Below are 24907 nucleotides of genomic sequence, written 5' to 3'. Positions count from 1 at the left end.
ACGAAAGTAGGTCTTAGTGATCCGGTGGTTCTGTATGGAAGGGCCATCGCTCAACGGATAAAAGGTACTCCGGGGATAACAGGCTGATACCGCCCAAGAGTTCATATCGACGGCGGTGTTTGGCACCTCGATGTCGGCTCATCACATCCTGGGGCTGAAGCCGGTCCCAAGGGTATGGCTGTTCGCCATTTAAAGTGGTACGCGAGCTGGGTTTAGAACGTCGTGAGACAGTTCGGTCCCTATCTGCCGTGGACGTTTGAGATTTGAGAGGGGCTGCTCCTAGTACGAGAGGACCGGAGTGGACGAACCTCTGGTGTTCCGGTTGTCACGCCAGTGGCATTGCCGGGTAGCTATGTTCGGAATAGATAACCGCTGAAAGCATCTAAGCGGGAAACTAGCCTCAAGATGAGATCTCACTGGGACCTTGAGTCCCCTGAAGGGCCGTCGAAGACTACGACGTTGATAGGTTGGGTGTGTAAGCGCTGTGAGGCGTTGAGCTAACCAATACTAATTGCCCGTGAGGCTTGACCATATAACACCCAAGCAATTTGCAGGCTTCGAGCTGAAAAGCGAAAGAGCACCAGATTGCGGTGTGTGAAGACGAAACGAACCGAAAGTTCGAGCTGCTCACAAAGCACCAAGCTCTATCACCTACCCATTCGCTGGAGCGTAAACCGAAAGGTGAACGACCTGGCTACCGAATTTCTTGACGACCATAGAGCATTGGAACCACCTGATCCCATCCCGAACTCAGCAGTGAAACGATGCATCGCCGATGGTAGTGTGGGGTTTCCCCATGTGAGAGTAGGTCATCGTCAAGATTAAATTCCGAAACCCCTATCTGCGTATGCAGGTAGGGGTTTTGTTTTGCCCGCAGGAAAGTTCGCACATGCAATCCTCGGTCGGCGCACGAGTGAGCAGGTCGATACCTGACTAATCGTGGGTCTGCTCCTTTTTTTCGCTAACCAACAAGCGTCAGCGTAACAAGAGGCCTGCCGCCCGAGCGCGCAAAGCCATCACCAGGTTGGCTGGCAGTTTTTTGATCTCGTCAGACCAAAGCGCCAGATGCCCCCGGAATTCTTTCGATTCATCATCATATTTTGATAATTCAGCGAGCAAAAAACTGTATCGGCTCAGATAGGCTGCAGACAAATCGTCTGCCAAGGCCCTGGCAGGCTCTCCGGCCATTGCCAGACACCATTGCGCAATTTCGGTCACCCGTTCGCCAGGTGGTCGCGGTGTTACACCATGTATGAAATTCAGAATGTATTTGTTGTAGAGCAGAGCCCCCTGCTCGGGTTCATCCGTAGGATTGCCCGGGCAAAGTCGTCGTTCCCAAGGAAGGATATAAACCTTTTTATCCATCACAGCCTGGAGTACATAATCCGACGGTTTAACCAATCGCGGCATGACTTTCTCCTGGGAAAAATACGGTTTAGCTAGGGTAGCTCATCTATAGAGGCCAATGGCTTGTACGAGAAAAATCAGACCGGGGACATATCCGATCGACGAATCCGGAATTGCCCGCGGCTAAATTTCGTTGCCCCAAACAGGCTTTCCAGTTTGACGACGCTCGCCTTCAGCATGTCCAGGCCCAGAACAAAACCGTACGCTCGTCTCTCCGTGGTTAGGAGTTTTACTGGCGTATAGGGTGTTCCGATAAGGACAGTGACGTCGATCAACCAGTAAGAAAAATGCATGAATTGCATGTAACTCTTGAGTACAACGCACGACTCATAAGAAGCCGACCGTCGTTTTGGCCCTCAAGGACAGCCCTTATAGGAAATCGCACTAAAGCGATCCTGTAGTTTTTGGTATGGTGCAGCTCGTTTTTTTATGGACTGATTTCAGGCTGATGGATCGGCACCCCTTTTATAGTCATAGAGCTGCTGCAGAAATGCCTGAACCAATACCGATCAAGGACCACGAGAACGAGAAGCGCCTGGTCAACAAGCGACTAATAGCCTGCGCCTTGTTCGTCGTTGCGATTTCCTGCGCACTGGTGGTGCGCATGTATGTGCTGCAGGTGGTGGAGTTTGATTACCACTCCACAATCTCCGAAAACAATCGCGTCCATGTCCTGCCGATCACCCCCACCCGAGGGCTGATCTATGACCGCAACGGCGTGGTTCTGGCGGATAACCGCCCCAGCTTCAACCTGACCATCACCCGCGAACGCGCTACCAATGTCAAAGAGGAGCTGGATGAGGTAGTCAATCTCCTGCACTTGCCGGCTGACGACCGCACCCTGTTCGACAAGGCGATGAAGCAGGCGCGGCATCCGTTCGTGCCGGTGACCTTGTTCTATGAGCTCACCGAAGAACAGATCGCGGTACTGGCAGTCAATGAGTTCCGTCTGCCGGGAATCGATGTTGAACCACAATTTGTCCGCCACTACCCGTTGGGTGCGCATTTTGCGCATTCGATCGGCTACGTCGGACGTATCAACGAGAAAGAATCCAAAGCCCTGGATACGGTGGAATACCGTGGCACCCAATCCATTGGCAAGACCGGTATCGAAAAATTTTACGAGGCTCAGTTGCATGGCCAGGTTGGGTACGAAGAAGTAGAGACCAATGCCCAGGGACGAGTGCTGCGAGTGCTCAAGCACACCGATCCTATCCCCGGCAAAAACATCGTGCTTAGCCTCGACGTCAAACTTCAAGAGGCTGCCGAAGATGCTCTGGGTGATCGACGTGGTTCGGTGGTCGCCCTCGATCCGTCGACCGGCGAAGTGCTGGCCATGGTCAGCAAGCCCAGCTTCGACCCGAACCTGTTCGTCACCGGCATCAGCTTCAAGGAATACGCAGCGCTGCACGACTCCATCGACCGGCCGCTGTTCAACCGTGTGCTGCGCGGCCTCTATGCGCCGGGTTCGACCATCAAGCCGGAGGTGGCCATTGCTGGCCTGGACGCTGGCGTGGTCACCCCGCAGACCCGCGTCTTCGACCCAGGTTATTACCAACTCCCGGACTACGATCACAAATATCGAAACTGGAACCACAGCGGCGACGGTTGGGTAGATATGGACGCGGCGATCATGCGCTCCAATGACACCTACTTCTACGACCTCGCCCACAAGCTTGGTATTGATCGATTGCACGATTACATGGCGATGTTCGGCCTTGGCGAGAAGGTCTCGCTTGACATGTTTGAAGAGGCTGCCGGGTTGATGCCTTCCCAGGCCTGGAAACGCGCCACCCACCGTCAGGCCTGGTTCCCCGGCGAGACGGTGATCCTTGGCATCGGCCAGGGTTATATGCAGGTCACACCGCTGCAACTGGCCCAGGCCACGGCGCTGATCGCCAACAAGGGTGTTTGGAATCGACCGCACCTGGCTAAAACCGTTGATGGAGTCGCACCGGTAGACGAGCATCCGATGCCGAATATTCTGCTCAAGAACCCGCATGACTGGGATCAGGTCAACCACGGTATGCAGATGGTGATGCATGACGCTCGCGGGATCGCCCGGGCGGCGGCGGTTGGGGCTCAATACCGTATCGCCGGCAAGAGTGGTACTGCCCAAGTGGTGGCAATCAAGCAGGGTGAGCGCTATAACCGGGCGAAAACCCTGGAACGAAACCGTGATAACGCTTTGTTCGTCGGGTTTGCCCCGGCTGAGCACCCGAAGATCGTCATCTCGGTGATGATTGAAAACGGCGAGGCCGGCGGTCGCGTTGCCGGTCCCGTGGTGCGTCAGATCATGGACGCCTGGTTACTTGATCAGGACGGTCACCTGAAGCCCCAATACGCCACGCCGAGTAAACCGCCTGGCGATCCCCACGTTTAAGTGATCAAGGCTTCACAGCACAGGCTCACGAATGCTGAGCATGTGCTGGAAGCTTTCGAGGAACACGGTTTCGGCCTGGCTCATTTTCTGCTCGCGATTCCACAACAGGTGGATATCGAAATCCACGACCCCATCCTCCGGTGGCAAACGCCAGAGCAAACCTTGCTCGACATCCCGATGTACCAAGTGGGTAGGCAGGCAGCCAATGCCAAATCCTGCGCAGATTAAACGGTAAATTTCTTCGAAACTGGTCGATGTTGCTACTATTTTGCCGGTAAAGCCTTGCTGGTCGCGAAACAGTGTCAGCGGTGAAAGGTTGCCCCCGAGTTGGTCACTGGTAAAGCTGACGAAGTTCTCTGCGGCGAGCTGTTGGAGGGTCAGATTCTTTTGTCCGAACAGCCGATGACGCTGGCTGCAAAAGTACGCATAGGTCTCGCGAAACAGTACTCGTTGCTCCAGGCGCGGTTGAGGTAAACGACACAAACCAACGCCAATGGTCGCCGTCTTTTGCAGTAGCGAGCTGATGATGTTCGAGCTGCCCATCACTTCGATTTCCAGCTCGATTTTCGGGTGGGTTTCATGGAAATCGGCGAGGAATTCATCGTAGTGCCGCGCCTGTACGCCGCTAACGGTGAGGATGCGAATCTTGCCCACCACGTCGTCGTGGCGACTTTCCACCACCGTGCCCAAGCGCGAAATATCACCGTAAATATCGGCCGCAATGCGCAGGACTTCTTCTCCGGTTTCCGTCAGATCAAACCGCCGTCCGCTACGGGCAATCAACACACATTCCAACTGTTCTTCCAGCCTTTTCAGGGCCTGACTGACCGCCGACTGGGTGATATGCAGGCGCGCAGCGGCGCGACTCATGCTGCCTTCCTGGCCAATCACCAGATACGTGCGCAGTAGGTTCCAGTCGAGGCGGTCATTCAGAAAGCGGCGACCGACCCAGGGATTGGAGTTGGAGGACATAAAATTCCTATGTAGTAGCGTAGCTAATAGTAAAGATAAGAATTTGAAAATTGACTAATCCTGCCACGGAAGCGATAAAGCCCACAAGCGCCACAGAGTGCTCCCGTAAATGGCCTTCAGTAACGCGCTCTTCACCCACGCTCCTAAAGAGGTATATTCGTGAGTAAACCTGAACACATGGGCCCGGTTGAATGGCAAGCCCGTTGCGAACTGGCTGCGCTGTATCGACTGGTCGCACACTTTCGCATGACCGACTTGATCGACACACACATCACCCTGCGGATTCCTGGACCAGAGCATCACTTTCTGATCAATCGCTACGGGGTGATTTTCGACCGCATGCGCGCCTCGGACCTGGTGCGCATCGATCAAGAAGGGCGAGTGGTCGATTCTGCTTATGAGGGGCATCGGGTCAACGCCGCAGGCTTCGTCATCCATTCGGCGATTCACATGGCCCGCCCGGACCTGAACTGCGTCATCCATACTCACACCGCCGCCGGCATGGCGGTCGCCGCGCAGAAGCAAGGCTTGCTGCCGATCAGTCAGCACGCGCTGAAGTTCTACGGCAAATTGGCATATCACACCTATGAAGGCATTGCGCTGTCGCTGGATGAGCGCGAGCGGTTGATCGCCGATCTCGGACCGCACCGGGCGATGATCCTGCGCAATCATGGGCTGTTGGTCGGTGGTTCCGGCGTGGCCCAGGCGTTCCAGGAGATTCACTTTCTGGAGCGTGCCTGTCAGGCGCAGGTCCAGGCATTGGCTGGGGGGGGCGAGCTGCTTTACCCATCGCCGGAAGTCTGCGCACACACCGCCGAGCAGTTTGACCGTGATGAGCAGGACAACATTATCGATCTGGCCTGGGAGGCAGCTCTGACCTTGATCGAATCCCAGCGAGAGTCCTATTTGTCATGAACACCGTGGTTCTGCTGTCCCATGACACCCTGTTGCTCAAGCCGCTGACCGAAAGCTGATCCAGTAACGGTTGTCCTGCCGGTTAATAACTGACCCAGGTGTTCAACTGCTCCTATTCAGCGTTAAAGCAGGAGAACACGGGTAATCAGATGCAAGATTTGCAACCCTCCCTCGGTCAAATTGCCATCGGCAGGGTGGGTCTGCTTTTTATCAGCTTCAACAGCCTGTGTTTATCGTCAGGAGTTCTGATGGGCTGATACACGTTCATAGGCGAGAATCGCCGCAGCGAGGTCCTCAATGGACGCGCCTACGGATTTGAACAAGGTCATGGCGCGGTCAGGATTCTCCAGTTGCGCTCGACCTCTGTGGGTGCCTGCGCACAGCTCAGTGAATTCAGCCAGGATGTCGCTGGTGGCCAGGCTGCCATTGCTCATTGGAATGATCAGGTCGCCGGATTCCGCCAAGGCACCGGCGCGGGTGTCGACGAAGACGTCGCAACGTTGAACGGCCACGTCATCGGCTTCGCGCATGGTCGGCGTAAAACTGCCAACCAGATCCAGATGCACGCCCGGTTGCAACCATTCCCCATAAATCAGCGGTTCGTTGGAAAGCGTGGCGCAACTGATGATGTCCGCATTGCGGGTGGCCTGCTCCAGCTGATCCAGGCTGATGGCGTCTGCCTGCAGGCCGGTGCTGCGAAGTTCTTCGGCAAATTTCTGCGCCGAAGCCAGGGAAAGATCGGTTACCGTCACCTGTTTGATATTGCGCACCGAGCAATGGGCGGGTACCAGATAGCGTGCCATGCGCCCACTACCGACCATCAATAGTCGACTGGCATCTGGACGTGACAAATATCGGGAAGCTAATGCGGACGCTGCGGCAGTGCGGCGTGCGGTCAGTTCATTTCCCTCAAGCTGGGCCAGAGGCTGGCCTGTCTTGCCGCAGCTGAGCAGATAGTTGCTGCTCAAGGCCGGCAGGCCTAAAGCGTTATTGCCAGGAAACACATTGACCTGCTTCACCCCAAGGTATTGCCCTTCGATCCAGGCCGGCATCAACAACATCATCGCGGCGGGCGCATCCGGCAAGTCAATACGATGGTGATGACGCACGGGCGAATGCACAGGCTGAGTGAAGATGTGCGACAACGAATCGATCAAAGCGGGCCAAGGGAGGGCGGCGGCGACTTTCTGAACGTCTAAATACATGGGTGATGTCTCGACAGGTTTAGTTGTAATGACTCATGCCGTGGGAGCGGAGCGGCAGTGAATCGGTTGTTCTCAGGGCAATAAGTTGTAAAGGGCAAGCGCAACAGCGCTTGTCCGCAATAGAAGGCGTCTTGAAAGTTGATGGGCAGGCGCCCCCGTCAGAGGGCACTGACTGCCAATTACTGTTTGCGTGATTGTTCTCGGATTTGCGTCAGGCTCATCCGTGGTGTCAGGGCCTCAGGATCGATCCTGACTTCAATCAACGAAGCACCGGATGCTTTCACGCAGCGTTCGAAGGCGGGTGCGAACTCGCTGGTGTGGGCGACGACTTCGCCGTGGAGCCCATAAGCCCGTGCAAGTGCCGAGAAATCCGGGTTATGCAATTCGGTTCCTGAAACCCGTCCAGGATAGTTGCGTTCCTGGTGCATTCTGATGGTTCCGTACATACCGTTGTTGATCACAATAAAGATCACATTGGCGCCATATTGAGCGGCGGTTGCCAGTTCCTGGCCGTTCATCAAGAAGCAGCCATCCCCGGAAAATGAAACCACCAGTCGGTCCGGGCACGTCAGTTTGGCGGCCACCGCAGCGGGGACGCCATAACCCATAGAGCCGTTGGTAGGTCCTAGCTGAGTGCGGTAATGGCGGAACTGATAAAAGCGTTGAAGCCATACGGCATAGTTGCCAGCGCCATTGGTAAGAATGGTGTCATCGGGAAGTCGCCGATTTAGCCAGTTGATGATTTCGGCCAGTTGAACATCGCCTGGAGAGGTAGGGCATTGCAGGTTGCGTTGATAGTTTTCATTCAGTGAACGCGTCCATTCACTGTGTCGTTGAGACGTGTCGGGTGTCAGCTTCGCTGCCCCTGTTGCGAAACTCGACATACTGCTGTTGATAGCCAGTGTCGGCTGGTACACCCGACCCAGTTCCTCAATACCCTGGTGGACATGGATCAGGGTTTGTTTGGGGACGGGGATGTCCAATGCTGCGTATCCACCCGTCGACACTTCCCCCATTCTGGAGCCAACCACCAGCAGTAGATCAGCCTCTTTCACCGCTGCGGTCAGTTGGGCTGACGCCGCGAACCCAAGGTCGCCGGCGTAGTTGGGGTGACGATTGTCGAACAGATCCTGGCAGCGGAAGGAGGCCGCCACCGGGAGGTTTTGCTGTTCAGCAAAACACTGAATGTTGTGTACTGACTCGGTATCCCAACCGCTGCCTCCCAGCACCATCAATGGACGCTCAGATTGCTGAAGCAGTTGCTCCATTGCTGCCATTTGCTCGACTGCCGGTGTCATCACGACTCGTTTGAACGGCCCTGCATCAGTGACTTCCGCTATCTCGGTCAACATGTCTTCCGGCAGGGCGACCACTACAGGCCCGGGTCTGCCGTTGACCGCTCGATGGAATGCCTGACTTATCAGCTCGGGAATTCTACGGGTGTCATCTATTTGTACGACCCATTTCGCGAGAGGGCCAAACATCTGGCGGAAATCAACTTCCTGAAAAGCTTCGCGGTACTGTTGATCACGAGCGACTTGGCCGATGAACAGAATCATGGGTGATGAGTCTTGGAACGCGGTGTGAACGCCAACAGAAGCGTTTGTCGCGCCAGGGCCTCGGGTCACGAAGCAGATGCCCGGCTCTCCGGTGAGCTTGCCATAGGCTTCTGCCATATAGGCTGCACCGCCTTCCTGGCGGCAGACGACCAGATCGATTTCTTCGCGCACGTCATGCAGCGCATCGAGGACGGCCAGGTAACTTTCGCCAGGCACACAAAAGGCTCTTTTGACACCATGGATGCGCAACGCATCCACCAAAATCTGACCTCCGCTACGACGAGAAATGTTTTTATTCATTGTTATCTCCTGAGTCGAATGGGGTGATGTGAAGCGTTGAGTCGTTCAATGGCAGACAGGTGCCGATCCGATCAATTTAGAAGAGCAACGGCAAAGCGCTGTTTGCCGTTGTGCAGCCGCCCACTAGACGAGGGGTGAGACCACCAGAGTAGTTGAGCATTCGAGCAAGGAGCGGCGTTGGGTATCGGCGTACAGAGTGAGTTCGTTGATCACCTTGCAGCCCAAGGCCTTCTCAAACTCCACCTGGTTGGAGCTGCCGGCGTAGTGGTTTTGCGATTCATCACCCAGGTTGGACTGAAAGATCCCTGCTGCGCTGACGGGGAGGAAATCTTCATACACCAGCGGCTCGTAATGAATATGTCCTTGAGCAATCAGTTCTTCCCGAGAGTTCGGCCGGTAGGCATTGCTACGCGATGCAATGCCCAGCGGTGACGGGAAGTAGCGGAAATAGACCAGTCCCTGCTTGCGCAGATCGGCGTAGTCATCCGGGAATTCCTTGAAGTGCTGTTCCAGTAGCGCAGAGTAGCGCTCAGCGTTAGCTTCGTTGGGGAACTCACCCAGCTCGGCCCGAGCGGCATTTAGCAGGGTGTCGTACAGGGCGCGGCCTTTTGGTGTCAGCGCTGCCCCGCGCTGTTCGATCTCACCAAAACGAGCGGTATGGCTACCGGAAGCGTTGTTGTTTTTATCGGTGAAAGCAACGGTTTCCTGAAGTGCTTTGAAGCTGGTTTGGCGCAGCAGGATAGGGCACTCGCGGCGCGGGGGGCCTTCGATGACCGCTTTTGGCGTGATGCCTTTATCGGGCATGCCCTGCTGAATCTGGTCGATGTCCAGAGTCCGAGGGGTGAGGTGGTTGATATGCGGGCCTTTGAACGCCACAACATCGGCGATCAGTCGATGCTGGTCGTGCAGGCGCTGATATTCTTCAGCAGTCACCGTCGCTTCCCGGTGCCAGCGGAACGTCTCCAAGGCCTGCTGAATAAAGTCCTCGGCGTCCTTGGCATTGAGAGCGCCATTGGCTTCGAATTTCTCGATCAGCGCCAAAGCCTTCGGTGTGAAAATCTGACGTTTATCCAGAATCGTCTGTACCAGATCACGCAGTTCCTGGTTTTCGATTAGGTCCAGGCGCAGTAGGGAGGTGAAGACGCGGAATGGGCTGGCCTGCAGCGATTTCTCATGCACGGCGCGAAATGCCGTGGAGTGCACTGGGACGCCGGCGGTGGTGAGGTCGTAGTATCCGACCGGTTGCATGCCCATAACGGCAAATAGCCGAGCAATTGTTGCCAGCTCTTCGGGCGTGCCGACGCGGATGGCGCCGTGGCGCTCCATGTCTAAACGCTCAATCTCGCCTGTACGGTTCAGATAATCCGCAACAGCTTTGTTCGACGTCAACACCTGTTGGTTGGTCTGCGAGACCAGTTCCATGAGCGTGCCGTAGAGCGGTACCTCGTCCTTGTACATGTCGGACATGGCGCGAGAAAACCGGGTGCGAATTTCGTCCGGACTGACGAAACCTGGGGTGTTCATCAAAAGAACTCCTTGCTGGATATCTACATGTGGCATGGGCTTTCGAGCTCAAAACATTGAGTGCATATCAGAAATTTTTGCGCACTATTGGGGCGCTGCACAAACGAAGAATCCTCAGCACTTCATTCCTTGAGCTAATGAATTTAAGTGGAAGATCAACGGGAGGCTATAGGTGTCTGATATTGGCGCGGGTAACCGCCGGCGGCTCTGCATAAGCATTCCTGTCGCTAATGAAGTCAGGAATTAAATGCAGGGCCGCCGTGCAATCATTGCAAAGCGAAGGGTGCGGGTTTGAAGGGCTGCGATTGAGAAGCGCCTCGCAGTTGTTTCAGGATTTCATATGGGCGAGGAGTGCTTGAATAGGATGATTGATTTGTTCGCCCCCAAATCGCTTCACTTGGCTGCGGCAAGAATAGCCGTTGGCCAGAAGCGTACCGCTGGCTTTGTGTTGTTCAACAATCGGTTGCCAGGATAATCCGTAGATCTTCTTTGAGGTCTCGTAGTTTCTATCTTCATGGCCATAGGTGCCGGACATTCCGCAGCAACCTGTGGCTACGACAGTGAGCGTCAGGCCGAACTTTTCAAATACAGGCTGCCAAAGTGCAGTGCTTGCAGGCGTATTTGTTTTTTCGGTGCAATGAGCCATCAACTTGTAGGGCGCCGGGGAAGGGGCGCGGTTGTTTATGACCGGCGATCCAACCTCGAAAATTTTGGCCAGCCATTCCTGTGGCAGAAAGACCATGGGGCAGGGGCTATCAGCCGATAGTTTCGAATACTCCTGGCGGTACACAAGTGTCATCGCCGGATCCAGTCCTACCAATGGAATCCCGAAATTGCTGAGTTCACTCAGCTTGGCTGAGCTTTTCCGAGCTGTTTTTTCGAACGCGCCCAGAAAGCCCAATATTTGGAGCGGCTTTCCGTTTGGGGAAAATGGCGCCAGGTAGATGTGGTAGCCGATCCTGGAAATCAGCTCGATCCAGTCGGACACCACTTGGGTCTCGAAATATCGGGTAAAGGCGTCCTGCACCAGGATGACGCTGCGCTTGCGCTCGCTATCAGAGAGAGACGTCAGTATTTGAGGCGTAGCAACTTTAACCTTTGCTTTTTTGAGTGCAATAGAGAGGCTGATGTTGCTGAGCAATGGGCTATCTACCATCCCGCCGTATTTCTTCAGGAACAGGCTGATTGGCTTCGCACTCATAAGGGCGTTATAGAGCCAAGGCACTCTTGCAAAATACGGGATCGTGAACTCCAGGGATCCAATCAAGTAGTCCTTGAGAGGGCGGAAGAAGCGGGTATGGTAAAGCTCCAAAAAGCGCGATCGGAACTCGGGTACGTTTACCTTTACAGGGCACTGACCGGCGCAAGACTTACAGGCCAGACAGCCCGACATTGCGTCGAAAACCTGATGAGAAAAATCCTCATCGGTGTTTCGCGAGGTGAGGCTGGCCTTCAGCTTTCTAAATAGGCTGGTGAAAGCGTTTGTGTCCCGGGCACGCTGCGCAACGCCAAGAACGTCAATGCCGGCATTACCCTGGATTCTCAGCCATTCACGAATCAGGGATGCGCGCCCTTTTGGTGAGTGGACCCGTTCCCGCGTGGCTTTCCAGGATGGGCACATTGCATCGTTTGGATCGAAGTTATAGCAGGCGCCGTTGCCGTTGCAGTGCACGGCACTTTCATAGCTTTGCCAGACGCGCTCATCGATTTGCCGGTCGTATTCACCTCGCATGGGCACTTCATCAATCTTCAACAGTTGTTCATCGCTATTCAGCGGCGTGGCGATTTTTCCTGGATTGAGTTGATTGTGCGGGTCGAAGGCTGCCTTTAGCTGTTGCAGCGCCGGATAGAGTTTGCCGAAAAATTTGGGCGCATATTCTGACCGAACGCCTTTACCGTGCTCACCCCATAACAAACCGCCGTACTTGTGGGTCAGTTGCGCCACACCGTCAGAGATTGTTCGTACAAGGGAGGCCTGGATCGGGTCTTTCATATCGAGAGCGGGTCGTACATGGAGTACGCCGGCATCGACATGTCCGAACATTCCATATTGCAGGTTGTGTGAGTCGAGCAGTGCCCGAAACTCGGCAATGAAGTCCGGCAGATGTTCTGGTGGTACCGCAGTGTCCTCTACAAAGGGTTGAGGGCGAACCTCACCTTTGACGTTTCCAAGCAGCCCGACTGCTCGCTTACGCATCGAGTAAACCCGAGAAACGGCCTGCGCCCCCTTGGCGAGTGTATGGCCGATACGCTCAACGCTTTTGTCGGACGATAGATGTGCAAGGAATTCGTTGACGATGACGTCCAGCGATGCGAGATCATCGCCGCTGAATTCGATCAGATTGATGCCTAGCGTTGGGCGGCTCTCGTTGTGAGGAAAATATTCGGCCACGTCATGCCAAACAATGTCCTGCATCGCCAAGCCCAATACTTTGGAGTCCACGGTCTCAATCGATAGTGGTTTGAGCGCCATCAACGCTCGAGCATCACGCAAGGCTTCCATGAAGCTTGCGTACGAAACATTGATCAATATGGAATGCTTCGGGATCGGTAAAACGTTGAGTTTGGCCTCTACGACGAAGCCGAGCGATCCTTCAGAGCCGCATAAAATGTTGTTCAGGTTGACCTGGCCACGCTCGTCACGGATATGCGCCAAATCATATCCAGTCAAGCATCGATTGAGCTTTGGGAAGGTCTGGTCAATCAGCTCTCGGTGTTCCGAGTGAATGGCTGTTACGCATCGATGCACCTCACCGATGATGCCCGGTTCACCGCTGAACTGTTGCAGTTCGATGTCATTGAGTGGCCTGCTATTTAGCGGATGGCCACCCATGAGTATGCTCTTGAGCTCCAGGACATGATCTCTGGTTTTGCCATACGTGCAGCTGCCTTGCCCGCTGGCATCGGTATTGATCATGCCGCCTATGGTGGCCCTGTTGGAGGTCGAAAGCTCAGGAGCAAAGAACAATCCATGTGGCTTCAATGCGACATTGAGCTGGTCTTTGACAACACCCGCCTGAACACGAACCCAACGTTCTTCGACGTTGATTTCAAGAATCCGGTTTAGATGTTTTGACAAATCCACGACCAGGCCGTGCGTTAAGGATTGCCCGTTGGTGCCAGTACCTCCGCCGCGCGGGGTAATAACGATTTGCCGAAATTCTTTCTGCGCAACAAGTCTCGTCAGTATTTGGATGTCATCGACATCACAGGGGAACAGCGCCGCTTGTGGCAGGCGCTGATAGATCGAGTTGTCGGTCGCGAGTACCGTGCGGTTGGCATGGTCAGGGGTTATTTCTCCCTTGAATCCTTGCGCACTGAGCGAATCCAGGAAAGTACGGTAGATCTTGGTCAGTTCTACCGGTGCAGCAATCTGGGCGATCATGTGTTTAACGAATTCCAGCCAGGCAGCTCTCGAAAATGTCGAGACCTTCGTTCAAGATTTCAGGTTCGATAGTCAGTGGTGGGAGCAGTCGAATGATGTGACGGGATTTACCGCTAGGCATCAACAGCAGACCGTTTTGCCTGGCGCTCTCAAGCAGCTGTGTCAGCACCGAAGTGGCTGGCAATCCTTCAGGAGTGATCAGCTCAATCCCCCTCATGGCACCCACACCGGTCAATCTTCCGAGATAAGGGGAAAGCTTATTTTTCTGCCATGTCAGATAGCGGCTGACAATTGCCTTTTCCTGATTTTCGCCCCAGGAAGAAAGATTCGCGTCCGTCATTTCATCCAGAGTGGCGAGTGCCGCTGCGCAGGCAATCGGGTTGCCCGAGTAGGTGCCTCCCAGACCGCCTTTGGGCAGGGTGTCGAGCAAGGGTTTCTTGCCCACCACCGCACCGAGTGGCAGGCCGCCAGCGATGCTTTTACCCAGAAGTATCAAATCCGGTTCGATGCCCAAGCGTGTAAATGCAAAGCGCTCACCGGTGCGACCGAATCCTGACTGGATTTCATCGACAATCAGCAAGATGCCGTTTTCGTCGCAGAACTTGCGCAATGTTTGGGCAAATTGAGGGTCGAGGGCCAGGAAGCCGCCTTCGCCTTGTACCGGTTCCAGAATGAAGCAGGCAACTTCATTAACGTCGATCTCGACGCTGAACAGGCGATCCATTGCTTTGAGCGCTTCTTGTGTCGTAACGCCGGTGTCCTTGCTTGGGTAGGGCAGGTGGTAAACAGGGCCAGGCAAGATGCCCACTCGCTGCTTGTACGGCGCGACTTTGCCATTGAGATTCAGGGTGGCCAGGGTTCGCCCATGAAAGCCGCCATCGAATGCAATGACCGCGGTACGGCCTGTGGCAGCGCGTACGATTTTCAGCGCATTCTCTGCCGCCTCGGCGCCACTGTTGGTCAGCATGCCACTGACCGGGTAGGAGACAGGAATGAACTTGGCCAGGCGCTCCATCACTTGCTTATAGGGCGCATGAGGGGCCGCATTGAAGGCGTAGTGCGTCAGTTTTGAGGCCTGGTTGCACACGGCCTCAACCACTTGAGGATGGCAATGACCCAGGTTCAGAACGCCAATCCCGCCTACGAAATCGATGTAGCGCTTGCCTTCAGTGTCCCAGACTTGAGCGTTGATACCGTGGCTCAGCGTGATGGGATGGACGACGGCGATAGACTCGCTGATGAAGGACTGTGTCATGACGGCACGTTCTCCATAACCTGAATTGACAGGGTTCCATTCCCGTTTTTCTCGCGTTGTGAAACGCAAAGTTCCCCGCTAATCGGGGACGTCCATTGGCTCTTTTTTGTGGCACGCATTGGCATTTTGGTGTCCTGGCTGCATAGATATATTTTTCTATGTAAGCGAGGAATGCAGGGGCGCGACAAGCGAAAAAAAATTAAGGTGTCATTCCTTAAGCTCTCAAAGTCTCAAAGTGAGTGCTTTCCGAGCTTGGCTTGCTGCAGTACCCATTCTACAAAATTACCGACCTTCGGTATCTCCGCGGAGTGCTCCGCGTAAGCCATGAAATGCGACCCGGTGCTTCGCACAGAGTAGTCCCAAGCGACCACGAGCTTCTTCTCGGCAATCTCGTCGTTGACCAGGAATTTCGGGACCAGGGCGACTCCGCACCCTGCCTGGGCTGCGCGAATACACATATAAAACGTGTCAAAGCGTGGACCGTGATAGCTGTTTTCCGTATGCAAATCCTGCTCAAGAAACCATTCGTGCCAGGCTTCCGGGCGAGACGTGCATTGCAGGAGTACAAGATCAGTCAGGTCGGCCGCGCTCTTGATTGATCTGTTCGCAAGAGTATCCGGTGAACAAACGGGCACCACATCTTCTTCGAAAAGCTTGGTGCAGATGGCTCCTGGCCAGGATCCCTGACCAAAAAAGAAGGCAACGTCAGCCTTTGCCTTAAGCAGATCAAAGGGTTCCAGCTCGCTACGGATGTCCAGATGGATGTTAGGAAACCGCTTACCGAAACCTTTTAGATTGGGTATCAGCCAACGTGCGCCAAAGGTGGGTTGGGTGGCCACTCGCAGGACTTCGGTTTCGCCGCCATACGAAAGTATGTACCGGCTAGATATATCAACCTGAGTCAAAATTTTATCGACTTCAGCGAGATAGAGCTCTCCCGCAGGTGTCAGCTGCAGGCGTCGGCGTATGCGGTGAAAGAGGTGATGTCTCAGCATTTCCTCTAGCTGAGCGACCTGTTTGCTCACGGCGCTCTGGGTCAAATGGAGCTCTTCGGCAGCTCGAGTAAAACTCAAATGACGAGCTGCCGCCTCAAAGCACTGAAGGGCTGCCATGGAGGGAGTAAGGCGTTTGGACATGTCTCTCTCACTTCTGACGGCCAATCAACTTCATTCACCTGGGGAATGATGTGCTGAGGAAACGTCGTTTGTTGATGCGTGGGTTCAGATTAATAATGACCCAGATCAATAATTTCAACCACCATCAGATGCAGGAGAAAAAAATGGTTGATGGACTGCTTAAAGGCCTTGGCGTTTCTGAGGCTGCATTCACGAATGGCGGCTATCCCATTCATACACCTATCGATGGTAGTCAGATTGCTTCTGTCACTTTGGAAAGCAAAGCAATCGTTGCACAGAAGATTGATCTCGCTCATCAGGCTTTTTTGGCCTGGCGTGACGTACCGGCACCACGTCGTGGTGAACTGGTCCGGGTGTTCGGCGAAGTCCTGCGTAAAAACAAAGAGCAGCTCGGTGAGCTGGTATCGGTAGAGACTGGCAAGATTTTCCAGGAAGGCCTGGGTGAAGTTCAGGAGATGATCGATATCTGCGACTTCGCTGTCGGACTGTCTCGTCAATTGTATGGTTTGACTATTGCGTCTGAGCGCCCGGGTCACCACATGCGTGAAACGTGGCAGCCACTGGGCGTAGTAGGCGTTATCAGTGCCTTTAACTTCCCGGCCGCAGTATGGGCCTGGAACACCTCCCTGGCACTGGTTTGCGGTAACTCCGTGCTGTGGAAACCGTCTGAAAAAACTCCACTGACGGCATTGGCGTGTCAGGCGTTGTTTGAGCAAGCACTGAAAATATTTGGTGCGGCTCCTGAAGGGCTCAGCCAACTGATCATCGGTGATCGCGAGGCGGGCGAGGTTCTTGTCGACGATCCGCGTATCCCTTTGATTAGTGCTACCGGTAGCACTCGTATGGGCCGTGAAGTGGGTCCGCGTGTGGCTGCTCGTTTCGGTCGCAGTATCCTGGAACTCGGCGGCAATAACGCGATGATCCTGGCGCCAAGTGCTGACCTTGATTTGGCCGTGCGCGGCATCCTGTTCAGCGCCGTTGGTACAGCAGGTCAGCGTTGCACTACCTTGCGCCGTTTGATCGTGCATCGCTCGATCAAGGATGAGGTTGTCGCGCGAGTGAAAGCTGCATACGCCAAGGTGCGTATCGGTGATCCACGTAAGGACAATCTGATTGGACCGCTGATTGATAAACACGCTTTCGAATCGATGCAGGGTGCACTGAGCAAGGCACGTGACGAAGGTGGTCAGGTGTTTGGTGGTGAGCGTCAATTGCAGGACCAGTATCCGAATGCTTATTACGTTGCACCGGCCATTGTTGAGATGCCTGGCCAATCGGAAGTCGTTCGTCACGAAACATTCGCGCCGATTCTCTATGTATTGACATACGACGAGTTCGAGCAAGCGTTGCGTCTGAACAACGAAGTGCCTCAAGGCCTGTCGTCCTGCATTTTCACCCTGGACGTACGAGAAGCTGAGCGTTTCCAAAGCGCTTCCGGCAGTGACTGCGGCATTGCCAACGTCAACATTGGCACCAGCGGCGCTGAAATCGGCGGAGCATTCGGTGGCGAGAAAGAAACCGGTGGCGGGCGCGAATCCGGTTCTGATTCCTGGAAGGCTTACATGCGTCGTCAGACTAATACGGTGAACTATTCCCGCGAGCTGCCCCTGGCTCAGGGCATTGTATTCGATTGATGAAGTAGCTTCCCATATCGGTTTCCATCGATGTGGGAAGTGCAGTCTTTGGAACAGAATTAGTCACTGTAGAACATTAAATAGCAGTGATAGGGCGAGGGGCATCGTGTTCTCGCCTGAATTAAATAATTGGCTGACAAGCAGTAATAATAAAAAGGCCAGCGCCATGTTTGTGATATTTGAATCTGTCATCATGCTTGTAAGAGAGGCTGACTTTGGGACGCTAAGCAAGTGACGAAGTCGAATGCTCCTTTCCGGATGACAATGGCTACGCTATTGATGATCACCCTTGTTTTAATGGTGCAGCTCTTTTTTTTCGGTACCTGCACATTGTCAGTTTCACTGGGTATTAGCATTTTGCTCGTGGCTGTTATGTCTCTGGGCGCTATTTATTGGGTCGGTCAGTCGCTGATCCCCTCTATTTACGAATCGACGACGCTCACATCTGATGTTTGGGGTTCGAGTGAGTGTTATGAGTTCGCTCTTCCTGAGCCCTTGGTTCTATAAACATACGTGTTCCACTGCGGGTTAGCGGTCGAGAGGTTGATGTATATGGTTGAGTTACGTAGAGAGTGTCTCTGGGAACATATAACGCCTAAACAGGTGTCGCCTGTTGCACTGACAAGCAGCGTCAAAGTCGACGTCTGTATTATTGGAGGCGGTATAACGGGGCTCTCTGCTGCATTGAACTTGCTTGAGAAAGGCAAGCGTGTAGCGTTGCTTGAGGCGCATCAGATTGGTAACGGCGGTTCGGGGCGTAACGTTGGATTGGTGAATGCGGGAACCTGGATCCGTCCTGACGACGTTGAATCCACCTTGGGAGCCAAGGTAGGCAGCCGTCTCAATAAGGTTCTGGGTGAGGCGCCAAGCCAGGTTTTTTCCACGATCAAAAGGCTGGGCATCGAGTGCCAGGCTCGTAACGATGGCACGCTTCATATGGCTCATAACGCGTCAGGTGCTGCCGACTTACAAGCCCGCCATGACCAGTGGAAACGTCGAGGTGCAGATGTCGAATTGCTCACCGGGGCTCTATGCCAGGAATATTGTGGCACCGATAAAATTTCCTCTGCATTGCTGGATCGTCGAGCTGGAACGATCAATCCAATGGGGTACACCACAGGGCTGGCTGACGCAGTAAAGCGCCTCGGTGGACGATTGTTTGAGCGTTCAGCTGTCACCCAATTGGAAAAACAGGGCAGCGGTTGGTTGGTCAAGACTTCGGGTGGTGCCGTGACCTGTGACAAGATCGTCATATCGACGGGTGCCTACACCGAAGGTGACTGGTCCGAACTGCAAAAGAATTTTTTCCGCGGTTACTACTACCAAGTGGCGTCGACGCCTTTGGTGGGAGCCGAGGCCGATAATGTCTTGAAGCATGGCCAAGGTTCTTGGGACACCCGCATGGTGTTAAGCAGTATTCGTCGAGATGCGGAGGGCCGGTTGCTGCTCGGCAGTATGGGCCGTACAGATAACAAGCCCGCCTGGTTTATTAAAAGTTGGGCCGATCGAATCCAGGGTCACTATTTTCCAAAATTGGGCAAAATTGAGTGGGAGATGCATTGGACCGGATGCATTGACTTCACGCCTGATCACTTAATGCGTTTGTTTGAACCTGCTGCCGGGATTGTTGCAGTGACTGGGTATAACGGGCGGGGAAATACGACGGGTACTGTCATTGGCAAGGCATTGGCCGATTACTTGATGAATGATAAGCCGGATGACTTGCCGCTACCGTTTACAGCCATGAAGCCGCTTTATACGGCTGGCTTGCGAAGTGCACTATATGAAGGCGGGTTCTCCCTTTATCATGCTGGTCAGTGCATGAGAGTAATACTTTAAAGCAGGGTGCTTGTCATTTGAGTGTTTCGCTGTGCTCGTGTTTGAGTATGGTTGTGGTGGATTGTTTTGCCTGTAGTTCAGTACTTGTTGCAGCTGTTTTGATGTTGAAAACAGATGATGTATCTAATGAGATTGATGTTTTTCGTTAAAACAAGAAGAGAGGAAGACATGAAAACCAATAATTTTAAAATCAAGGCTCTCGGCTTGGCGCTTACAGCAGCCATGGGACTTTCGACTCAAGTCTATGCCGACATAAAAATCGGCGTAGCCGGCCCCCACACCGGCGCTAACGCCACCTACGGGGATCAACTCTGGAGAGGCGCTTCCCAAGCCGCCGAGGACATCAACGCCAAGGGTGGCATCAACGGCGAAAAAATCGTCCTGGTAAAAGCTGATGATGCTTGTGAGCCGAAGCAAGCTATCGCTGTCGCTAACCGTCTGGTTGACTCCGATAAGGTCAACGCGGTGATTGGTCACTTCTGTTCTTCCTCCAGCATTCCGGCAACGGAAGTTTATGAGGAAGCCGGCGTCATTTCGATCACCCCGGGTTCTACCAATCCCAAGTTGACAGATCGTGGTTACACCACTGTTTTCCGGATTTGTGGTCGTGACGACCAACAGGGCGTTGTCGCGGGCAACTACATCGTTGATGTCTTGAAAGCCACCAAGATCGCAATCATTCACGACAAGGATACCTACGGTCAGGGCGTGGCCCAGGCCACTCGTGATCAGCTGCACGCGCGTGGTGTCCAAGAGGTGATTTTTGAAGGGTTGACGCGCGGCGAGAAAGATTTCAATTCGCTGGTATCGAAGATCGGCGCCTCTGGGGCGGAAGTTGTCTATTTCGGTGGGCTTCACTCCGAAGCGGGTCCGCTCGTCCGACAGATGCGTGAACAGGGGCTTAAGGCAAAGTTTGTCTCTGACGATGGCATCGTGACAGACGAACTGGTGACCACTGCCGGTGGCGCACAGTACACCGAGGGTGTCCTGATGAGCTTTGTGGTCGATCCTCGTAACCTTCCGCAAGGGCAGGAAGCGGTCAAGCGTTTCCGCGACAAGGGCTATGAGCCGGAAGGTTACACACTGTTTTCTTATGCGGCTATGCAGACACTGGCTGCTGCCTATAAAGCCACCGGCGGTACCGATAACGAGAAAGCCGGTGCCTGGATTAAATCCCATCCTGTGGACACAGTAATGGGCAGTAAAGAATGGGATGAGAAGGGCGATCTGAAGACGTCCCCTTATGTCATGTATCGCTGGGATGCCGCTGGTAAATATAAGCAGATTTGATTTTATCAAGTCGCTCAATGCCCATACCGTTATCGGTATGGGTGAATTACTTTAAATAGGAGAGTCAATGTGGACGCTCTGTTCCTCCAACAAATGGTCAACGGATTGACGTTGGGATCGGTTTACGGACTGATCGCAATTGGTTATACCATGGTGTATGGAATCATCGGCATGATTAACTTCGCGCACGGCGAGGTTTATATGATTTCCGCTTACCTTTCTGCTATTACGTTGGCTCTCTTAGCATTTTTTGGTCTGCATTCGTTCCCGCTCTTGATACTCGGCACACTCATAATCACTATCGCGATTACGTGTGCCTACGGTTGGGTCATTGAACGTGTAGCCTATAAACCGCTGCGCAACTCAACTCGCCTTGCTCCACTGATATCTGCCATCGGGATTTCATTGATTCTGCAGAACTATGTCCAGCTGACCCAGGGCGCTCGACAGCAAGGTATTCCCACCCTGTTGGAAGGTGCTGCACGTTTGGATATTGCCGGTGGTTTCGTTCAAATCACTTACACCAAGATTTTTATTCTGTTGGCTTCTTTTATAGGCATGGGCTTGTTGACTTACATCATCAAGTACACTCGCTTGGGAAGAATGTGCCGAGCGACACAGCAAGATCGCAAAATGGCATCGATATTGGGCATCAATACAGATCGAGTTATTTCGTATGTGTTTGTTATTGGTGCAGCAATGGCTGCTTTGGCGGGCGTTCTGATTACAATGAACTACGGTACCTTTGATTTTTATGCAGGATTCATCATTGGTATTAAGGCTTTCACTGCGGCCGTTTTAGGGGGTATCGGTTCATTGCCGGGTGCGATGCTGGGTGGACTCATTCTAGGTATTTCTGAAGCTCAATTTTCGAGTGTCATAAACTCGGATTACAAAGACGTGTTTTCGTTTGCGTTGTTAGTAGTGATTTTGATCTTCCGTCCGCAAGGCCTCTTGGGGCGTCCGAAAGTAACGAAGGTGTAACATGAGTGCTCAATCTTCATCTATCGACTTGAAAAAAAGTCTCCTGGATACTGTGCTTGCGGGGTTGCTTGCGTTAATTATATTCGGACCGATTGTGGGCGTAGTCCTGGATGGCTACAGCTTCAATTTCCATGCTGATCGTGTCGTTTGGTCTGTTGCTATTGTGATGGCGGGACGCTTCCTTGTAAGCGCTTTTTTGCAAACATCTCATGGTAAAAAATTCAGCTCACGTTTTGATTTGACCGGTAGTGGGGTCACTGTGCTCCCTCCGGGCTATAAATCGAATATGCGCTGGGTTCTGCTTCTGGTTGTATTAGTTGCAGCGGCTCTGCCTTTTATGGCGAATAAATACATTCTCACCGTGATTATCCTCGGGCTCATTTATGTACTTCTTGGGCTGGGACTGAACATAGTTGTTGGTTTGGCTGGCTTGCTCGATCTGGGGTATGTGGCATTTTATGCTATCGGTGCCTATGGCCTGGCCCTCGGATACGAACATCTGGGGTTGGGATTTTGGTCGGCGATTCCATTGGCAGCCCTGTTAGCGGCTTTTGCAGGTGCGATTTTGGGTTTTCCAGTCTTGCGCATGCATGGCGACTACCTGGCAATCGTGACTTTGGGGTTTGGGGAAATCATTCGTCTGGTGCTCAACAACTGGTTGTCCCTCACCGGCGGCCCCAATGGCATGTCTGTACCTTCGCCTACTTTTCTGGGGCTCGAATTCGGGCGCAAGGCCAAGGATGGGGGTGTTCCGTATCATGAGTTCTTTGGGGTGGCTTATAACCCTAATATGAAATACATCTTTATATACACCGTGCTTTTCCTTGTCGTAATGACGGTGCTCTATCTTAAACATCGCCTCACTCGCATGCCTATAGGCCGAGCATGGGAAGCCTTGCGCGAAGATGAAATCGCTTGCCGGGCCATGGGACTCAATCATGTGTTGGTGAAACTGTCTGCCTTCATGATTGGTGCGTCGACCGCAGGTATCGCGGGCGTTTTCTTCGCCAGTTACCAGGGTTTCGTTAACCCGACGTCCTTCACCTTCTTTGAATCTGCACTGATCCTGGCGATTGTCGTTTTGGGTGGCATGGGGTCAACCGTCGGGGTAGTGATTGCAGCCTTTGTGCTCACAGTAGTACCGGAGCTGCTGCGTAATTTTGCCGACTACCGCGTGCTGCTCTTTGGGGTACTGATGGTGGTGATGATGATTTGGAAACCGCGAGGACTCATCCGTATTAACCGGATTGGTATTGCCGTTCCGGAAGGGGTCGCGAAATGAAAGACGCAATTTTGCGTGTAGAGAATCTCATGATGCACTTCGGTGGCATCAAGGCGCTGAAGGACGTCAATCTCGAGGTCGAGCGCTCTTCTATTACTGCATTGATCGGCCCCAACGGTGCCGGCAAGACCACCGTTTTCAACTGCCTGACTGGTTTCTATAAAGCCTCGGGGGGGCGGATCCAGCTCAATGCGCGTAAGCGCGATACCAACATCATCAAGATCCTTGGTGAGCCATTTCAGATGACGGACTTTGTCAATCCGCTGAAGTTTGCGTCTCGGCTATGGTTCAAGATGTTCGGCGGTACCCACTTGGTGAATCGTGCCGGTTTGGCTCGAACCTTTCAGAACATTCGCTTGTTCAAAGAAATGTCAGTGATTGAGAACCTGTTGGTGGTCCAGCACATGGAAGCCAATCGGAGCCTGTTGGCCGGTGCATTGAATACGCCAGGCTACCGTCGCACCGAAAAGGAGCTGATCAAGAACGCGTTTCGCTGGCTGGAGTTCGTCGATCTGGGCGAATTTGCAAATCGACTAGCGGGAGAGTTGTCCTACGGGCAACAGCGCCGTCTTGAAATTGCCCGTGCTATGTGTACCAACCCTGAACTGGTTTGTCTCGATGAACCGGCAGCGGGTTTGAACCCGGCAGAAACTCTGAAACTCACAGCCATTATTCGCGGCCTGCGTGATATTCATGGTGTCACGGTGCTGTTGATTGAACACGATATGGGCATGGTCATGAGTATCTCCGATCACATCATTGTGCTTGAGCACGGTGACGTTATTGCCCGGGGAGGGCCCGAGCATATCCGTTCTAACGAACGCGTCATTGCCGCTTACCTGGGTGCAGCTGATGAGGAGGAGGTCGCATGAAGGCGCCAATCCTGGAGTTACGCAATGTCGATGTTTTTTATGGGCCTGTTCAAGCACTACGTGAGGTCTCGCTAGAGATCCATGAAGGCGAAACGGTCTCTCTGATCGGCGCTAACGGGGCCGGTAAGTCAACGCTACTGATGTCCATCTTCGGTCAACCCCGCGCAAGTGGCGGGGAGATTCTTTACAAAGGGGAGGACATCAGCAAGAAGTCATCTCATTACATCGCCTCTAATGGCATTGCTCAGTCACCCGAAGGGCGCCGAGTCTTTCCGGATATGACGGTTGAAGAGAACCTGTTGATGGGAACTATTCCCATCGGAATGACGCACGCCGAGGAAGACTTGCAACGCATGTTCGAACTCTTTCCGCGTCTGAAGGAACGGCGTAATCAGAGAGCAATGACAATGTCCGGTGGCGAGCAGCAGATGCTCGCTATTGCGCGTGCCTTGATGAGCCGTCCGAAGATTCTGTTGCTGGATGAACCTAGCCTGGGATTGGCGCCGATTGTCGTTAAGCATATCTTCCAGACCCTTCGCGACCTGGCCAAAGGGGGTATGACCATTTTCCTCGTTGAGCAAAATGCCAATCATGCGCTAAAGCTCAGTGACCGAGCCTATGTCATGGTCAACGGGCAGATTCGCATGTCGGGCACTGGTCGGGAGCTTCTTGAGAATCCGCAGGTGCGAGAGGCCTATCTCGGCGGGCACTGATCTTCAACCAAGCCGCTCTCGGAGGGTGCCGAGGGCGGTATGCCGATTCTTCTCATCCAGCCGCATTTCCATCACTCCTCCGTTTAGGCAGGCTAAGTTAAGAGTGCAGTCCTCGGATGCTTCTGAGGCGGTGCAGGAGTGGGTGACTCAGAGCGCAATGGCTATAAAAAAGTGGATCCTTTTGATCGATGAGCTGAAATCTGCGGCGAAGGATGACTGGAGCGTGTACACGGTCGCTAACATTCAGCTGAT

At 53.6% G+C, this 24907-nt stretch carries 17 protein-coding genes and 2 rRNA genes (1 of these 19 only partly in view); 11 read left to right on the top strand and 8 right to left on the bottom strand.

All coding sequences use genetic code 11. From position 1 onward, the window contains the following. Both AC1MDT_RS13290 and rrf read left to right on the top strand, forming a co-directional pair. Positions 1-532: ribosomal RNA gene (locus AC1MDT_RS13290) — 23S ribosomal RNA — on the top strand; it begins 2360 nt to the left of the window's first position. A 173-nt stretch (positions 533-705) separates the two neighbouring features. Further along, positions 706-821 (top strand): 5S ribosomal RNA (gene rrf / locus AC1MDT_RS13285). A 154-nt stretch (positions 822-975) separates the two neighbouring features. On the opposite strand, the gene AC1MDT_RS13280 is transcribed toward rrf, so the two are convergent. Further along, positions 976-1410, bottom strand: a complete 435-nt coding sequence (locus AC1MDT_RS13280) for a hypothetical protein (RefSeq protein ID WP_480422446.1) — start codon at positions 1408-1410, stop codon at positions 976-978. 487 nt (positions 1411-1897) lie between these two features. Here AC1MDT_RS13280 and mrdA point away from each other — a divergent pair, with 487 nt between their 5' ends. Beyond that, a complete protein-coding gene (gene mrdA, locus AC1MDT_RS13275; RefSeq protein WP_480422445.1) occupies positions 1898-3790 on the top strand; it encodes a penicillin-binding protein 2 in 1893 nt (630 codons plus the stop codon). A gap of 12 nt (positions 3791-3802) precedes the next feature. On the opposite strand, the gene AC1MDT_RS13270 is transcribed toward mrdA, so the two are convergent. After that, the gene (locus AC1MDT_RS13270) at positions 3803-4762 is read right to left on the bottom strand and encodes a LysR family transcriptional regulator (protein ID WP_480422444.1); all 960 of its coding nucleotides are present in this window, start codon (positions 4760-4762) and stop codon (positions 3803-3805) included. A 159-nt stretch (positions 4763-4921) separates the two neighbouring features. Here AC1MDT_RS13270 and AC1MDT_RS13265 point away from each other — a divergent pair, with 159 nt between their 5' ends. Further along, positions 4922-5677, top strand: a complete 756-nt coding sequence (locus AC1MDT_RS13265; protein WP_480422443.1) for a class II aldolase/adducin family protein — start codon at positions 4922-4924, stop codon at positions 5675-5677. Between the two features lie 236 nt (positions 5678-5913). Here AC1MDT_RS13265 and lhpI read toward each other — a convergent pair whose 3' ends face one another. The 6 genes from lhpI to AC1MDT_RS13235 all read right to left on the bottom strand — a co-directional run bounded on the left by lhpI (position 5914) and on the right by AC1MDT_RS13235 (position 16041). Then, a complete protein-coding gene (gene lhpI / locus AC1MDT_RS13260) occupies positions 5914-6882 on the bottom strand; it encodes a bifunctional Delta(1)-pyrroline-2-carboxylate/Delta(1)-piperideine-2-carboxylate reductase (protein ID WP_480422441.1) in 969 nt (322 codons plus the stop codon). A gap of 179 nt (positions 6883-7061) precedes the next feature. Then, on the bottom strand, positions 7062-8741 hold the full coding sequence (locus tag AC1MDT_RS13255; RefSeq protein WP_480422440.1) for a thiamine pyrophosphate-binding protein: 1680 nt from the start codon (positions 8739-8741) through the stop codon (positions 7062-7064). Between the two features lie 123 nt (positions 8742-8864). Next, positions 8865-10265 (bottom strand): 2-oxoadipate dioxygenase/decarboxylase HglS, encoded by a 1401-nt coding sequence (gene hglS, locus AC1MDT_RS13250; RefSeq protein WP_480422439.1) that lies wholly within the window; start codon positions 10263-10265, stop codon positions 8865-8867. 328 nt (positions 10266-10593) lie between these two features. Continuing rightward, positions 10594-13650: a D-2-hydroxyglutarate dehydrogenase YdiJ gene (gene ydiJ / locus AC1MDT_RS13245; protein ID WP_480422438.1), complete on the bottom strand. Its 3057-nt coding sequence runs from the start codon at positions 13648-13650 to the stop codon at positions 10594-10596. Between the two features lie 4 nt (positions 13651-13654). After that, entirely contained in the window at positions 13655-14905 is a 1251-nt protein-coding gene (locus AC1MDT_RS13240; protein ID WP_480422437.1) for a 2-aminoadipate transaminase, read from the bottom strand. Positions 14906-15135: 230 nt separating this feature from the next. Then, the gene (locus AC1MDT_RS13235) at positions 15136-16041 is read right to left on the bottom strand and encodes a LysR substrate-binding domain-containing protein (protein WP_480422436.1); all 906 of its coding nucleotides are present in this window, start codon (positions 16039-16041) and stop codon (positions 15136-15138) included. Between the two features lie 143 nt (positions 16042-16184). Here AC1MDT_RS13235 and amaB point away from each other — a divergent pair, with 143 nt between their 5' ends. The 7 genes from amaB (at position 16185) to AC1MDT_RS13200 (ending at position 24655) form a co-directional block, all read left to right on the top strand. Next, positions 16185-17675 carry an L-piperidine-6-carboxylate dehydrogenase gene (gene amaB, locus AC1MDT_RS13230; protein ID WP_480422780.1) on the top strand — a complete coding sequence of 497 codons (1491 nt, stop codon included), beginning with the start codon at positions 16185-16187 and terminating at the stop codon, positions 17673-17675. A gap of 552 nt (positions 17676-18227) precedes the next feature. Further along, positions 18228-19514 (top strand): L-pipecolate oxidase, encoded by a 1287-nt coding sequence (amaA, locus tag AC1MDT_RS13225; RefSeq protein WP_480422779.1) that lies wholly within the window; start codon positions 18228-18230, stop codon positions 19512-19514. 168 nt (positions 19515-19682) lie between these two features. After that, positions 19683-20804 carry a branched-chain amino acid ABC transporter substrate-binding protein gene (locus tag AC1MDT_RS13220; RefSeq protein ID WP_480422435.1) on the top strand — a complete coding sequence of 374 codons (1122 nt, stop codon included), beginning with the start codon at positions 19683-19685 and terminating at the stop codon, positions 20802-20804. Positions 20805-20873: 69 nt separating this feature from the next. After that, positions 20874-21788: a high-affinity branched-chain amino acid ABC transporter permease LivH gene (gene livH / locus AC1MDT_RS13215; protein WP_480422434.1), complete on the top strand. Its 915-nt coding sequence runs from the start codon at positions 20874-20876 to the stop codon at positions 21786-21788. Position 21789: 1 nt separating this feature from the next. After that, on the top strand, positions 21790-23070 hold the full coding sequence (gene livM, locus AC1MDT_RS13210) for a high-affinity branched-chain amino acid ABC transporter permease LivM (RefSeq protein ID WP_480422433.1): 1281 nt from the start codon (positions 21790-21792) through the stop codon (positions 23068-23070). Then, positions 23067-23942, top strand: a complete 876-nt coding sequence (locus AC1MDT_RS13205) for an ABC transporter ATP-binding protein (protein ID WP_480422432.1) — start codon at positions 23067-23069, stop codon at positions 23940-23942. Before livM ends, AC1MDT_RS13205 begins: the two co-directional genes overlap by 4 nt. Continuing rightward, on the top strand, positions 23939-24655 hold the full coding sequence (locus tag AC1MDT_RS13200; protein ID WP_480422431.1) for an ABC transporter ATP-binding protein: 717 nt from the start codon (positions 23939-23941) through the stop codon (positions 24653-24655). Before AC1MDT_RS13205 ends, AC1MDT_RS13200 begins: the two co-directional genes overlap by 4 nt. The last annotated feature ends 252 nt before the right edge of the window (positions 24656-24907 follow it).

The organism is Pseudomonas sp. ASL7 (assembly GCF_056680375.1).
The sequence above is the reverse complement of the archived record's forward strand: the minus strand, read 5'-3'. Positions and strand labels throughout refer to the sequence as shown.